The organism is Streptomyces sp. NPDC048636 (assembly GCF_040650655.1).
Taxonomy (GTDB): domain Bacteria; phylum Actinomycetota; class Actinomycetes; order Streptomycetales; family Streptomycetaceae; genus Streptomyces.
On sequence record NZ_JBEZHR010000003.1, the window covers coordinates 317,616 to 330,890 of the forward strand.

General features: G+C 71.0%; 18 protein-coding genes. 6 read left to right on the forward strand and 12 right to left on the reverse strand.

Annotated features, from left to right (window positions below; all coding sequences use genetic code 11):
• Positions 1-21: 21 nt before the first annotated feature.
• A complete protein-coding gene (locus tag AB0C66_RS11965) occupies positions 22-273 on the reverse strand; it encodes an acyl carrier protein (RefSeq protein ID WP_362436151.1) in 252 nt (83 codons plus the stop codon).
• A 61-nt stretch (positions 274-334) separates the two neighbouring features.
• A complete protein-coding gene (locus AB0C66_RS11970) occupies positions 335-553 on the reverse strand; it encodes an MbtH family protein (protein ID WP_362436153.1) in 219 nt (72 codons plus the stop codon).
• A 358-nt stretch (positions 554-911) separates the two neighbouring features.
• On the opposite strand from AB0C66_RS11970, the gene AB0C66_RS11975 reads away from it, so the two are divergent.
• Positions 912-1,670 (forward strand): alpha/beta fold hydrolase, encoded by a 759-nt coding sequence (locus AB0C66_RS11975; protein ID WP_362436155.1) that lies wholly within the window; start codon positions 912-914, stop codon positions 1,668-1,670.
• A 168-nt stretch (positions 1,671-1,838) separates the two neighbouring features.
• A complete protein-coding gene (locus tag AB0C66_RS11980; RefSeq protein ID WP_362436157.1) occupies positions 1,839-2,516 on the forward strand; it encodes a DUF4232 domain-containing protein in 678 nt (225 codons plus the stop codon).
• Between the two features lie 116 nt (positions 2,517-2,632).
• Here the strand turns inward: AB0C66_RS11980 and AB0C66_RS11985 are convergent, their stop codons facing one another.
• The 8 genes from AB0C66_RS11985 to AB0C66_RS12020 form a co-directional block, all read right to left on the reverse strand.
• Positions 2,633-3,184: a hypothetical protein gene (locus AB0C66_RS11985; RefSeq protein ID WP_362436159.1), complete on the reverse strand. Its 552-nt coding sequence runs from the start codon at positions 3,182-3,184 to the stop codon at positions 2,633-2,635.
• 323 nt (positions 3,185-3,507) lie between these two features.
• Entirely contained in the window at positions 3,508-4,185 is a 678-nt protein-coding gene (locus AB0C66_RS11990; RefSeq protein WP_362436161.1) for a TetR/AcrR family transcriptional regulator, read from the reverse strand.
• Positions 4,178-4,582 (reverse strand): PaaI family thioesterase, encoded by a 405-nt coding sequence (locus tag AB0C66_RS11995; protein WP_362436163.1) that lies wholly within the window; start codon positions 4,580-4,582, stop codon positions 4,178-4,180. The genes AB0C66_RS11990 and AB0C66_RS11995 overlap by 8 nt, the downstream gene beginning before the upstream one ends.
• Positions 4,583-4,727: 145 nt before the next feature.
• The gene (locus AB0C66_RS12000) at positions 4,728-5,048 is read right to left on the reverse strand and encodes a hypothetical protein (protein ID WP_362436165.1); all 321 of its coding nucleotides are present in this window, start codon (positions 5,046-5,048) and stop codon (positions 4,728-4,730) included.
• A 253-nt stretch (positions 5,049-5,301) separates the two neighbouring features.
• The gene (locus AB0C66_RS12005; RefSeq protein WP_362436167.1) at positions 5,302-5,448 is read right to left on the reverse strand and encodes a hypothetical protein; all 147 of its coding nucleotides are present in this window, start codon (positions 5,446-5,448) and stop codon (positions 5,302-5,304) included.
• Entirely contained in the window at positions 5,445-5,621 is a 177-nt protein-coding gene (locus tag AB0C66_RS12010; protein ID WP_362436169.1) for a hypothetical protein, read from the reverse strand. Before AB0C66_RS12010 ends, AB0C66_RS12005 begins: the two co-directional genes overlap by 4 nt.
• The gene (locus tag AB0C66_RS12015) at positions 5,618-6,217 is read right to left on the reverse strand and encodes a hypothetical protein (protein ID WP_362436171.1); all 600 of its coding nucleotides are present in this window, start codon (positions 6,215-6,217) and stop codon (positions 5,618-5,620) included. The genes AB0C66_RS12010 and AB0C66_RS12015 overlap by 4 nt, the downstream gene beginning before the upstream one ends.
• Positions 6,218-6,308: 91 nt before the next feature.
• Positions 6,309-7,559 carry a helix-turn-helix transcriptional regulator gene (locus AB0C66_RS12020; protein ID WP_362436664.1) on the reverse strand — a complete coding sequence of 417 codons (1,251 nt, stop codon included), beginning with the start codon at positions 7,557-7,559 and terminating at the stop codon, positions 6,309-6,311.
• A 297-nt stretch (positions 7,560-7,856) separates the two neighbouring features.
• Here AB0C66_RS12020 and AB0C66_RS12025 point away from each other — a divergent pair, with 297 nt between their 5' ends.
• Together AB0C66_RS12025 and AB0C66_RS12030 are read left to right on the forward strand one after the other, a co-directional pair.
• Complete coding sequence (locus tag AB0C66_RS12025) at positions 7,857-8,141, forward strand: hypothetical protein (RefSeq protein WP_362436173.1); 285 nt, start codon at positions 7,857-7,859, stop codon at positions 8,139-8,141.
• A 152-nt stretch (positions 8,142-8,293) separates the two neighbouring features.
• Positions 8,294-9,478, forward strand: coding sequence for a histidine kinase (locus AB0C66_RS12030; RefSeq protein WP_362436175.1), 1,185 nt, complete (start codon positions 8,294-8,296; stop codon positions 9,476-9,478).
• On the opposite strand, the gene AB0C66_RS12035 is transcribed toward AB0C66_RS12030, so the two are convergent.
• Positions 9,396-10,022: a hypothetical protein gene (locus tag AB0C66_RS12035; RefSeq protein ID WP_362436177.1), complete on the reverse strand. Its 627-nt coding sequence runs from the start codon at positions 10,020-10,022 to the stop codon at positions 9,396-9,398. The two genes, AB0C66_RS12030 and AB0C66_RS12035, sit on opposite strands and share 83 nt — an antisense overlap.
• Positions 10,023-10,336: 314 nt before the next feature.
• Between AB0C66_RS12035 and AB0C66_RS12040 the strand changes: the two genes are divergently transcribed.
• Complete coding sequence (locus AB0C66_RS12040) at positions 10,337-11,317, forward strand: ATP-binding cassette domain-containing protein (RefSeq protein ID WP_362436667.1); 981 nt, start codon at positions 10,337-10,339, stop codon at positions 11,315-11,317.
• Entirely contained in the window at positions 11,314-12,162 is an 849-nt protein-coding gene (locus AB0C66_RS12045; protein WP_362436179.1) for an ABC transporter permease, read from the forward strand. Before AB0C66_RS12040 ends, AB0C66_RS12045 begins: the two co-directional genes overlap by 4 nt.
• Before the next feature lie 26 nt (positions 12,163-12,188).
• Here the strand turns inward: AB0C66_RS12045 and AB0C66_RS12050 are convergent, their stop codons facing one another.
• A complete protein-coding gene (locus AB0C66_RS12050; protein ID WP_362436181.1) occupies positions 12,189-13,253 on the reverse strand; it encodes a hypothetical protein in 1,065 nt (354 codons plus the stop codon).
• Positions 13,254-13,275: the final 22 nt, after the last annotated feature.

Here is a 13,275-nt window from a genome sequence, read left to right on the forward strand (position 1 = left end):
GACTCGGCGGCCACGGGCCGGTTACCGGCTGGGGGCCTCCGACACGACCTGGTAGACCTTCTCCAGATTCACCATCTCGCTCAGTTCGGACTGATCGATGGTGATCTTGAACTCCTTCTCCAGGGAGGCGAGGATCTCGATCGCCCGGAGGGAGTCGGCACCGTGGTCGTCGATGAAGAGGCTGGTGTCGGTGACCTCGTTCTCTTCCAGTTCGAGAATGTCGCAGACGATCTCCTTGATCGTTGCCTGGCGCTCCGCGGTGATGGTGGCCATACCGGTTTTCTCCTCGTGAAGATGCGGGGGTGGTGCGGGTGGAATCGGTGGTGCGGGCCGTTCAGGACGCGTTGGCGGCCATGGCCTCGGCGAGGCTGCGCGGACGCATATCGGTCCAGTTCTCGTTGATGTAGTCGAGGCATTCCTGCCGGGCCGCCTGTCCGTGGACGGACTTCCAGCCGGCCGGGATCTCGGCGAAGGCGGGCCACAGAGAATGCTGGCCCTCGTCGTTCACCAGCACGTAGTAGGAGGCCTCGTCGTCCTCGAATGGATTAGCCATCTGCTTCCCCTTCCAGGGGCTCGCCCATTTCGGCTCGACCATAGGCAGCCGTGATTAGCGGCCACAAGCGTCTTCGGGAACGAGCGGAGCGAAGGGCGTCAGAGATTCCAATGAGAAGAATTCGATAGAGCGTTGCCAACATGGCGGCCGCCGGTTTCGGCCGGTGCGGGCACATGGGAAAAGGGGTGTTCGCCGACGCACGGCCCCGGACGGCCCGTCCGGAGGTCACCCAGCTCACCCGAGCCGACACACAGGGTCACCCCGGGCCATCAAGAAATTCTCGGCCCCGGGCCGCCGGCGATGCCCCGCGCGGTACCGTGACCGCGCCAACCGCCGTCCACCGCCCGGGAGTCCACCGATGTCGCGGTCGCTGCTCCGCCCGCTCCCCCGCCCCGGCGCGACCCGGACCCTGCTGTGCCTGAGCTTCTGCGGCGGCGGTACGGCCTCCTTCCGACCCTGGGCCGAGGCCCTGCCGCCGGATGTGGAGCTGGTGCTCTACTGCTACCCCGGACGCGAGGGCCGATACACGGTCCCCTTCGCGGCCGGCTGGCACGCGCTCCTCACGGACGCGCTGGACGCCGTCCGTACCGTCGCCGCCGAACGCCCCTACCTCCTGCTGGGCCACAGCATGGGCGCCTGGGTCGCGTTCGACCTCACCTGCCGGCTCGAGGCGGGCGCGGGCACCCCGCCGCGCGCGCTGATCGCCTCCGGCGCCGACTCCCCCGTCCGCTGGGCCGAAAAGCGCCGGGAGACCCCCACCGCGCACCAGACCGACGAGGAACTCCTCACCTGGATGAGCACGGTGGGCCAGCTGTCCGACGCGGTGCTCGCCGAACCCGAGCTGCGCGCGATGGCCCTCGAGGTGTTCCGCGCCGACCTGCGCGCCTCCGACGGCTACCGCTACCGCGAGGGCGTCACGGTGCGCACCCCGCTCCAGGTGCTGTACGGCGCGGACGACGACCTCGATGCCCCGGCGGCCCGGTGGCGGCCGCTGGCCGCCGGGGAGTTCCGCGCCGACGAGCTGCCGGGCGGCCACTTCTACACCCCACCGGTCTGGGCCCGGCTGCCCGAGTCCATCGCGGCCCTGCACCCGGCGCGGGCGGGCGACCGCGGGTAGGTCCGGTCGGGGGCGGCGGGCCGGTTAGTCGGACGTTAGCGCGGCGGAAGTCTCGCGGATCCGGGGGTTAGTGGAGCGGCAGTCTCCCGATAGTGGCCCCGGCCAGAGTGGATGTCGTACCGAGGAAACGACGACACCGACTCACCGACTGTCCCGGGGGGAACCGAAATGAGCTCCAACACCACTGCCCGCACCGCCCGTCGCCGCACCCTGCGCGTCGCCACCGCGGCCCTGATCGCCGCCGCCGGTCTGTCCCTGACCGCCTGCAACAACAACGACGCCAACGCCTCCAAGCCCGCCGGTCGGACGGACACGGCCACCGCCGAGTCCGGCAGCTCGGGCTCCTCCGGCGGGGCGCAGGGCTCCGACAGCCAGCCGGGCTCCGGGACCAAGTCCGGTGGCAAGACCGGCACATCCGTCCAGCGCTGCCACACCTCCGGTCTGACGGCGGCGTTCGCCACGGGCGAGGACGCGACCCCGGACCCGGCCGCGGGTGGTTCGACGACCACCAGCATCGTGCTGACCAACAAGAGCGGCCGCACCTGCAAGATCGGTGGCTTCCCGGGGGTGGACCTCAAGACCGAGCACGGCGGCGAGAGCTGGTCGTTGCAGCGCTCCTCGGCCAAGTACAGCTCGATCACCCTGGGCCCCGGTGACAGCACCGACTTCACCCTCAACGTCGCGCTGGCCGAGGAGGACGCGGAGGACGGCTTCTGGGCGCCCGCCTTCGTGACGGTCACCCCGCCGAACGAGACCACCTCGCTGACCATCGACTGGCCCTGGGGCGCACTCGTCGACCAGCGCGGCGCCACCCACCCGGCCACCTTCGTCAACCCCATCGGCTGACCACGCCCGTCACCGCGACGAAGGTCCGCTGCCCCGGTGGTACGCACCGGGGCAGCGGACCTTTGACGTCACGGACCTTTGACGTCACGGACCTTCCGCGCCACGGAACCTCCGCGTCACGGACGTTCCGCGCCACCGCTGAGTGCGCGACGGCGGATCGCCCGCAGCATCGAGGTCCGCGTGAGCCCGCTCCCGGCCCGGATGGCCAGCCAGTACGGCCGGAACCGGCGCCGGGTGCGGTCGTCGGTGGCGTACACCCGGGTCTCGGTGCTGAGCACCCCACCCCCGTAGCGCACGTTCATCACCACCTTCAGCAGCCCCGGTTCGGCGCACCCCCGGACCACGTCCACCGCGCTCCCCTCGGGCCGCGCCCTGCCGTCCTCCAGCGTGTCCACACCGACGAACAGCACCTCGCGCTCTCCGGCGCGCACCATCTCGCCCATCCCGCCGAGGAAGTCCGCGACGATCCGCCGCTCCCTCCCCACATCGGCCCGCGTCAGCGCCACCAGCGCCCGCGCCACCGGCGCCTCCGCCCAGGTGGTCTCCCACACCGCCCGCATCACCGCTTCGGCGGACGCCGCCACACACACCCGATGTACTTCCCGGAAGTGCCACCGCGGCAACAGCCGGTCCAATTCCGCCCGCCCGTCCAGGCCCTGCGCATCCATCGGCATCTCCCGGGAACAGCGATACGGCTTTCCGGCAGTCCTCCCACAGGACCCACGATCCCGTCCACGCCATATCGAATTCCGCGATGTCAGGGCCTTGAGGAGACGGCCGGTGAAACCGTCACGGACGAGTGACACGTAGGCGGCACGAACCTCCTCCGGAACGTCCTGCTCGATGAGACATCAGCTCGCTGTCTGGGCCACTTCGAAACCGGCGCATGATCGGCAAGCAGCTCAACATCGCCGAGGCCCGCCACCGCCTGGCCCGGCGGATCTTCTTCGGCCAGCGAGGCGTAGCGGAGCGTTGCCCAGGGCAGAGCGGTTCATGTTCCGTAGCGGCCATGGTGTGCGCGTGAGAGGGCGGCGGCGCCCTGGCAGGCGAGGGTGGCGGCATCGTCCGCGTACTGGGGGATGTCGTCGGGCCATTTCGAGGTCGGCTGGAGGATCAGCAGCGAGACGGCACCGTGCAGGCACGCGCAGATGGCCCGGGTCAGCGCCGTCTCATCGCCGTGGAGCACGCCGGCGTCGGCGCATCGCTGCACCGTTTCCCGTAGGAATCGGAAGCAGGCGTCGGCGACCTGCTCAGTGGCGGCTGTCGCGGGTCCGGTCGCGACCAGGCGGTAGCGCAGGGGATGGTCGAGCCCGAACCTGATGTAGGCGACGCTGCGCTGGTGGAGTTCGGCGAACGGGTCGGTGGTCTGGGCGCTGATGCTCAGCATCCGTCGGCCGAGCTCGTCCCAGACCCCGAGGCACACGGTGTGCAGCAGTTCCAGTCGGTTGTCGAAGTGCAGATACACCGAGGGGGTGCTGACCCCGACAGCCTGTGCCACCGCGCGGATGGTCACGCCGTCCTCGCCGGCGTCGTCGAGCAGCGTGCCGGCCGCTTCGATGAGCTCGTCCCTCAGTCGGCCGCCGTGGCCTCGCTTGGCGCGACTGCGCCGACGGCCTTCGGTTGTGCTGGCGCGGCCGTCGGCCGTGGTCCGGCCGGGTCCCTCAGTCATGGCGCCTCCGGAGGGCGACGAGTTGAGTGACGCGGGCGCAGAGCCGGTCCTTGTCATCCTTGATGTCGATTTCCACGGCGACCGTTGACTTGCCGACGTGCAGCGGGCGGGAGGTCGCGAAGGCGCCGGTGCCGTGTACGGGCCGCAGGAAGTGGGTGGTGGATTCCATGGTCGCGGGGACGGTGTCGGCGGTCCCGTTCAGCGTGGCGCACACGGCGCCGGCTACATCGGCCAGCCCCATCAGTGCCCCGCCGTGCATCGCGGCGCCGACAGTGGACTGCTCGGGCGTGTAGGCGAGTTGCGCGGTGACAGCGTCAGCCTTGAGGGCTCCGAAGCATATCCCGAGCGTCCTGGCGAACGGCGCCAAGGTGTAGACGTCTTGCTCGGTGATGGTCATCGCGGCCCCTCAGGTTGTCGCCGTTAAGTTAACGGTGACATGTTATGTGGACGTCACGGTTCGTGTCCACGCCTGTGGCGCGGGGCTGCAAGGGCTGTGCAGTCTTCCGGTGCCGGTCGGAGGGGTGCTGAGAGACACCGAGCCGTCACTCGGATGAGACAACTGCAAATGTCCGGAGAACGACCGGGATCGAGGTGTCGGTCGGTGCCATCCACAGGTCGTCGTCCACAGCGAAACCGGCTGCGACGACGCGCTCCTGGGCCCGCGTCAGCGCTTCGGGGTCGCGCCGCTCCGAATCCGGAGCCTGCGGGACGTGGTGGACGAACCTGCCCACACGCTTACACAGCTCGCGGTACAGCCGGGTGTGGAGGATAAGCACGTGCCAGCCCTCGTCTACGACCCGGGACGGGGCGAGCGGCTGGGAGGATTCGGCCGCTGCGGCGGCGAACTTCACCGCCTCGTCCACGATCCGGCCCGCCAGGTCCTCGGTCAGCTCGGGGTTGTCGCGCAGGACGGTCCCGACGACCGCGGTCCGCGCTGGCCGGTCCAGTAACGCAGCAACGTCACGCGTGTCTGCCTCTCTCCGTTGGGTGGTGCACGGTCTCCGTCCCGGTCGCTGGCCGTCCAAACGCGCGGCCGGGGCGGGGGTCCGGAGGGTGGACCGCTGGGGCCGTCACTCCGGTACTCGGGACCGGATCAGACTCAGCAGCCCACCCGGTCTATGGGGTGGCCGGATCTCCGGCGATGCACAGGGCGACGGCGGCGGCCAGGACGCCGAGCATCGCGGCCAGGATCAGCCCGGCGCGGGCGACCCGGAACGCGTACAGCCCGGCGCGCACGGCAGTCGTATGGCGGCGGTGCCTCACCAGTCATCTCCTGACCGGGCCTGCCGCACGGCCTCGGCGTACACGGCGAGAAGGGCCTCACCCCGCTCGCACACGGCGCCAGAGGTCCGGCAGGTGAGGCAGCCCGCGGCGTGAAGGATGGCCGCGCACCACGCCTCCTCGGCGCAGAGTGCGGTGGGCTGGGTGGCCGTCATGTCCCGGCCCCCTTGCGGCCGCGGCGCAGCGCGAGCATCAGCGCCACCGCGTCGGTCCGCTGGTACTCCGGGGCGTGCCGGGGACAGGCGTAGACGGTGCCGCCGCCGAGGCTGCCACCGTGCTCCTCGCCCACGAGGACCGGTTCTTCGGTGGGCAGTTGGCAGCTGTGGCAGAGCCGTCGGCCGTCGATACGCGGGCCGAACTCGGCGTGGTCGGCGGCGGCCAGGGCCTCCCACAGGAGGCGGGTATCGGTGAGGTAGCGGTCGGGGCCGAGGGGCACGCGCCAGTGGATCCGGGGGCCTTCGCGCCAGTCGACCGGGGGGACGCCGAGGTAGGTCATCTCATCGACGAGTTCGCACAGGACGCGGGTTCCGCGAAGGTGCCAGCTGGCGGCGGAGCCGATGGAGATGAGCCAGTAGAGGGTGCCGTAGCTGTCCTGGATGACAGCGCCGGTGTCGTCGCCGAGCAGGCCCAGGGCACGTTCCCCGACGCCCGGCGAGACGCGTACGGCGTCCCACCACCTCCCTACGGGTAAGGGCTCGACGTCCGTGGCGGGCGGCGGCGTCCACGGCGGGACTTGGGCGTTCGTCGGCACAGTGGCCCCCGGCGGTATCGGTGATCAGGTAGTAACTGACCGTAGATGCGTTGGGGGCGGAGAAGGGGCAGAGATTCTGCCCCTCGAACACTTAGGCGGCCAACACCCCGATCTTCACCGCCAGTTCCGCCGCGCGCCGCCGATGAGACGGAGACCTCGACTCCACCTCCTCCAAGATGATGCGGCGCGCGTAGCCGTTGTAGCGGATCGTCTCCGGCGCAGCCTCGTACGCCTTGTCCAGCGTCGCCAGTGCCGTCTCCGGCTGCCTGTCGAGCTGATACCCCCGTGCCTCCTCAATCCGATGCCGGGCCCGGCGCGGTCGGGAAGGGATCGTCGCAGCGTCCGCTGCTGCGGCTTGCCGAACGGACTCCCCGCCCGCGTGCAATTCGACCGCCACTGTGACCGCGTGCGCGCCCATGATGGCCCGGGAGAACGAGGTGACGGGGTGGTAGTAGTCAGCGGGCAGCTTCTTGGCCATCCTTCGGGCCGTATCCCAGTAGCCCCACGCGGTGCCGGTGTCTCCTCGCCGGGCAGCGGTGTATCCGGCCTCGAACTGCAAGGCACCCGCGATCGCGCGCACATCGTCCGACGCGTCCGGCATCAGCGGGTTGAGATAGCGCAGCGTCTCCAGGGTGACCGCGTCCGCTGCGTCGAAGTGCGCCGGGCCCGAGTCGCGGTGAGCCTGAGCGGTCAGCCACGCCGCGACCCCGATAGCGTGCGGGTCCTCGCTCTCCTGCGCGGCGACCATGCCGCGCTCCGCCACCCGCCACAGGAGAGCCGAGTCGGGCTGATACGCGATGAAGAACTGGCTGAGGCTGTAGACCTCGGAGAGCACGGCCTGTGCCGCCCGCCGGTCTGCGGCACGGTCGGCCTGACCCGCGGCCAACTGGGCGTCTCGGATGAGGTGTGGGAGGAGCCCGCCGACCACCTCGCGATGGTTCGGCGCCGAGTGTCTGGCGGCCCAGGCACGTTCGAGGCGGGCGGTCAGATGGGAAGCGGACGGCGCCTCGTGGTCCGCGATCAGGGGGAAGGAATCGATCGCGGCGCGCACGGCAGGCAGCTTGGCGTGGCCGGGGCCGATGAAGAGCTCGATGGGCATGCTCTGGTCACCGGTGAGGTCGGATAGGTCACGGACGCGGAGCACCTCGGCGATGCGGAGAATCATGGGGAGAGCCGGGGTGTGGAGGGTGCCGTTCTCGACCTGTTTGACCCAGCTCGGGGATTTGTCGACGAGTCCGGCGAGGACGGTGCGGCTCATGCCTCGGCGTATGCGGAGGACTTGCATGCGCTGGCCGAAGACCAGCGGGTGGTCAAGTGGTTCCGGGGTAGCATCAGATGGCATGGCCTTGCCCCTCTCTGTCCAGCTCGTCACTGCCAGGGTATGAGGCAAGGCCCTTTTCATGTGAGCCGGTTCACCTCCAGGCCTGACGAAAGGACCCCTTCAGCCCGTGGGCCAGAGGGGGCGATCGATCATTCAGAGGCGGCGTCGGTCCGGCGCCAGCGCGGCCGGAGGCGTCAACGCCGTGCCGGGCCTCGGCGCCCGACGCGGAGCGGCGGATCGACGGCGTCCTCAGATTGCCCGTGTAGTCGGTTCTCGTGTCGGTATAGGGATCGGTCCCCGGAGCGAGAGGCGACAGGCGTGGAGTGGAACAACCTCGGCAAGCGCACCGTGTACGAGAACCGGTGGGTGCGCGTGAACATGGCCGACGTCGAGCTTCCGCACGGACGCCACCGGCTGCTGCTGTCCGTCGATCCTCAACCGGGAATCTCGACGTCGCACCATCGGGTCTACTGGTCCGACAGCGCCGAGCTGGTGTGCACGCCCTCAGCGAAGCCGTGGGCAAAGCCGAAACCGCCCTCGGCGGACTTCTGTAACCCGCCCAGCAGACAGCCGCCTGGTGCCATGGACCTGGCACCACTGTGACCCACTAACCTGCCGACACACCTTCCTGAGCCGCCTCCTGACGGAACGTCCGGTCGCGTCCGGGGGACCTCACGGGGAGAGCGATGGCAGCCATGGGCAGGAACAGCGGACGCGGGCACCGGTACGGGTCGTGGCGCGTCGCCGTGCGGGCCATGTGTGGGGGTGGGGCGGGGCTGGCCGTGGTCTCCGGGGTGGCCGTCGGGGGCGCGGCCGGGTGGGTGGCGGCGTTATCCATGGTGGTGGCGGTCGGGACCGCGCTGGTGACCGTCGGCTGGTGGCCGCGGACCCGGGCGCGGCTCGGTGTGGTGGCGGCGGTGGTGGCCGTGGTCTCCGGGGTGGCGACCGTGCTCACCGGGGGCGCCGGGGAGGACTCACCGGTCGGGGTGCTGATGCTGGTGGAGTTCGCGGCGGTCACGGCGCTGGTGTTCGTGGTGGCCCGGTTCGCGCCCGCCCCGCAGGGGGTGCCGCTGGTGCTGCTGCTGTCGGTCGCCGGGTCCACGGTGATCCTGCGGGTGGGGGCGTACGAGTCGTTCCTCGAGGCGTTCGGGCAGTGCGCGTTCATGGGGCTCGGGGCCATCGGCGCGACCCTGGTCGGGGGGTACTTACGGGCGCTGGACGCGCGGCGGCTGAACTCGGTGCGGGCGGCGCGCCGCAGTCAGCGGCTGGAACTGGCGAGGGATCTGCATGACTTCGTCGCCCATGACGTCTCCGGCATCGTGGTGCTCGCGCAGGCCGCGCAGTTGGTGGGGGCCCAGCAGCCGGAGCGGCTGATGCCGCTGCTGCGGCAGATCGAGGAGGCCGGGCAGCAGGCGCTGCGGTCGATGGACCGTACGGTGCACATGCTCGGCGACGGCGACGCCGGGGGCGGTGAGGCGGAGGACCGGCCGCGGACCTACGGGCTGGAGGACATCACCGACGTGGTGGAGCGGTTCCGCTCCTCGGGCCGGGCCGAGGTACGGCTGGAGCTGGAGCTGACCGCCGAGGCGATCGCCCGGGTGCCGCGCGAGGTGGCGAGCACCGCGCACCGGATGGTGGTCGAGGCGCTGACCAACGTCCGCCGGCACGCCCGCACGGCGGCTTCCGTACGGGTACGGGTGGCGCTGGAGCGCCCCGGGAACGCGCTGGCCGTCAGCGTGGTCAACGGCGCCGAGGCGCTCAGCTCGGGTTCCGGCGGCCATGTGGACGAGGACGGCCGCCGCGGCGGCACCGGGCTGCTGGGGCTGACCGAGCGGATCGAGGCGCTGGGCGGCACGCTCAGCGCGGGCCCGGACGCGCGGGGCGGCTGGCGGACGGCCGCCGTTCTGCCGCTCGCCGACGTTGGTAGTACGCCACGGTGACGACGCCCAGCAGCGGGCCCCAGGCCAGCAGGGGCGCGTAACAGGCGGTCTGGAGCCAGTAGAACGGGCCGTACGGATCGGTGATCTCGGCCAGGTTCTCCGGCGCGTTCCAGGTGAACGCGCCGACGATGGTGATGCAGGTGACCGCGAGCGCGCCGAGGGCAGCCGGAACCACCGCGCACAGCACGGGAATCCGCCTGCCGCCCAGGAACGGGATCCAGCGCGGCACCACTTCGCCCCACGGCTGGACCAGCCCCAGCGTGAGCAGTCCCAGCGCCTCGGCGAACACGCTGAGGGCGATGACGTACAGCGTCATCCAGCCCGGGAAGTGGCTCTCGTGCAGATCCGAGGTGGTGGCGAAGCCCAGCGGTACGCCGAATCCCATCGCGCACCGCCACAGCCCGGTGGGCAGCAGGGTGAACGGCACGATGTGCGCGGCCCGGCGGGCCAGCCGCGAGGGGCGGGGCGACAACCCGCCCGTGGCGTCTTTCGCGTCGGCGCGGGGCGGCGGGGACGTCAGGTCCCGTTCGGCGCTCATCGTCATGGTGTCCTCCGTCGGTCCGCCGGTCCGCTGTCAGCGTGACGGAACGGGACGGGTCGGCACATCCACCGTTCGGCAGGTCATCACGGGCCGTGACCGGGTACGGAATGTGCCGATCGGCAGAGCCCGGACCGGCCCCCGGAACCGGGTCACGACGCCATTTTCCGGGGCCTTTCCCGGGACGATTGCCGGGTGATTTCCTGGCCGTCGCCCGGCCGGATAACACGGCTTTCACCGACCGGCAATTCCACTTCGACGTTGCTGATAGCCCGGCCGCGCGGGGCGCATTGCCACCTACCGTATATCCGGTGGACACGATGATGATCGACGTCTCGCATATCTCGAAGCGATTCGGGACGATGACCGCGCTCGACGACGTGAGCCTCACGGTGCCGCGGGGCTCGGTCCTGGGTCTGCTCGGCCATAACGGCGCCGGGAAGACCACCCTGGTCAACATTCTGAGCACGCTGACCCGCCCCTCCTCCGGACATGCCCGGGTCGCCGGGCTCGACGTCACCACCGAGGCCGAGGAGGTACGCCGCCTCATCGGGCTCACCGGCCAGTACGCGGCCGTGGACGAGACCCTTCCGGGGCGCGCCAATCTGATCCTGCTCGCCCGGCTGCTGGGCGCCACGCGCGCGGAGGCCGCCGAGCGGGCGGATGAATTGCTGGAGCTGTTCGACCTCACCGGCGCCGCGCGCCGCAACGCCAAGAACTACTCCGGCGGAATGCGGCGGCGTCTCGATCTGGCGGCCAGTCTGGTCGGCCGCCCCGAGGTGATCTTCCTCGATGAGCCGACCACCGGCCTGGACCCGGTGGCGCGGCGCGGTCTCTGGGAGATCGTGGAGCGGCTGGTGAAGGACGGCACCACGGTGCTGCTGACCACGCAGTACCTGGAGGAGGCCGACACCCTGGCCGATTCCATCACGGTGCTCGCCGCGGGCCGGGTCATCGCCTCGGGCACCGCCGCCGAGCTGAAGGAGCGGGTGGGGCGGCGCAGTGTCTCCGTCACCCTGCGCCGGGCCGAGGACCGTGCCCGTACGGTCGAGGCGCTGCGCCGGGCGGCGCTGGCCCCGGCCCATGACGAGGAGGGGCTCGTCCTCACCGTGCCGGTGGCCGACTCCACGGATATCGCGGTGGTGGTACGGGCCGTCGACGAGGCCGGTACGGACATGGCGGGGCTCGCGTTCTCCGAACCGACCCTCGACGACGTGTACATGGCCCTGAACCACCCCACGGCGGCGCACCACACCGCCGCCACCACCGGGAATCCGACCGAGGCAGGGACGTCCTCATGAGCATCACCGCCGACCGCCCGCACTCCTCCGCCGACGCCGGGACGACGGGCCCGCCCGCCCAGCCGCGCTTCCGCGGTTCGAGCGCGCTGCGGCAGATCCAGGTGCTCTCCGGGCGTTCGCTGCGGGCGCTGCGCGAACCGGCCCTGGTGCTGCCGGGCATCCTGGAGCCGGTCCTGATGCTGACCGTCTTCAGCCAGGTCTTCAAAAGCGTCTCGCAGACGCAGTCGTTCCCGGCGGGCGTCAGCTATATCGACTATCTGCTGCCCGCGTTCCTCATCACCAGCGCGGTCAGCGCGGGGCTGAAGTCGGGAGTGGCGCTGACCACGGAGCTCAACAACGGGATCGTCTCCCGCTTCAAGTCGATGCCGATCCACACCGGCACCATCCTCATCGGCCGCAGCGTCGCCGACACCGTCCTCAACGCGGTGAACATGGTGGTGATGCTGGTGGCCGGTGCCCTGATCTTCGGTTACGGCCCGGAGGGCGGGGTGCTCGGCTCCCTCGGGGCGCTGCTGGTGGCCGTGGTGCTCGGCTGGTCGCTGGGCTGGGTGTTCATGGCGCTGTCGGCGTGGCTGCGCAAACCGGAGGCGATGCAGCCGGTGGGCGGCATGGTCAACATGGTGCTGCTGTTCGCCTCCAACGCGTTCGTACCGACCGAGGGACTGCCGTCCTGGCTGCGGGCGTTCGCCGAGGTGAACCCGATGTCCCACGCCATCACCGCGGCGCGGGACCTGGCGCTGGGCGACCCGGAGGCCGGGACGGTGCTGGCCACGCTCGGCATCTGCGCGGTGGTCGTGACCGTCATCGCCCCCCTGGCCATCCGCAACTTCCGACGCGCGAGCTGACCGATCGGGCCGCGCGTCGGCCGGGACTATCCGCGGCCGCAGCGCTTGCAGCGGCCGCGGCGGCGGAGGTGGTAGGCGAGGGTGGCGGCGGCCAGCGCGGCCCCCCACAGCGGCCAGAACATCTCCGGCACCGTGGTGCCCCAGTCCTCGCTCTGGTTGTCGAACTTGCCCTGGATCTCCAGCCGGATGTACATCACCCCGGCGATCGTGATCAGCAGCGCCACCAGTGAGGCCGGCACGATGGCCAGCAGCGGTGGCACCCGCTTGCCCCGCAGCCCCACCATCCAGCGCGGGAAGACCTCGCCCCAGCGCCGCACCAGGCCGAGGGTGAGCAGCGCGCCGAGGGCGCCGAGGGTGGCGAGACCGGCTCCCCAGTACCAGAGGTGGTCCTCCTTGCCCTCCTCCCACAGCTTGTCGGAGATGCCCAGCGGAATGCCCAGCGCCCAGGCCCAGCGGGTGCTGGCGTAGACGAACGGGACGATCACCGCGATCCGTACGGCCTTGCGGCCCCACCGGGCCGCCGCCTCCGGGGCGGTCCAGTCCGGCTCACCGTCGGTGCGGCCGCAGGAGCCGCAGGCGTCCCGCAGCCGCCGCTGGTACGCAAGCGCCGTGACCGCCATCAGCCCCACGCCCAGCACCAGGAAGAACTGGTTGAGGACCGTCCAGTTGATGGCGCCGAAGCGGAGCAGCAGCGCATAGGCGAGATTGCCCAGCAGCCGGAAGTCGGCGAACGCGGCGAGCGTCACGGCGACGAAGCACCAGGTGTAGCCCAGCAGCACATTGCGCGGCACCCGGCGGCGGCCCGGGAGCGCCATCATCAGCGCCACGGCCGCACTGGGCAGCAGCAGGGCGGCCAGCACCGGGGCCAGGGTGGACGCCGGGGTGTGCTCGAAGGCCGAGTACTCCGGGTTGGCGTCCTCCGCGCCGAACGGGAAGCCGCCGCCGCCCAACGCCCAGTAGACGTTGGCCGCGCCGTAGAGGAAGAGCACGGCCGCGGCCGCGTAGCCGACCCGCTCAGGCCAGCGGAAGCGGGAGCGGGAGGTCGGCGAGACCTCCGGCAGCCCCCGTCCCCTGTTCGCCAACTGGGTCATGCGCATTCCTTTCCGTTCCTTT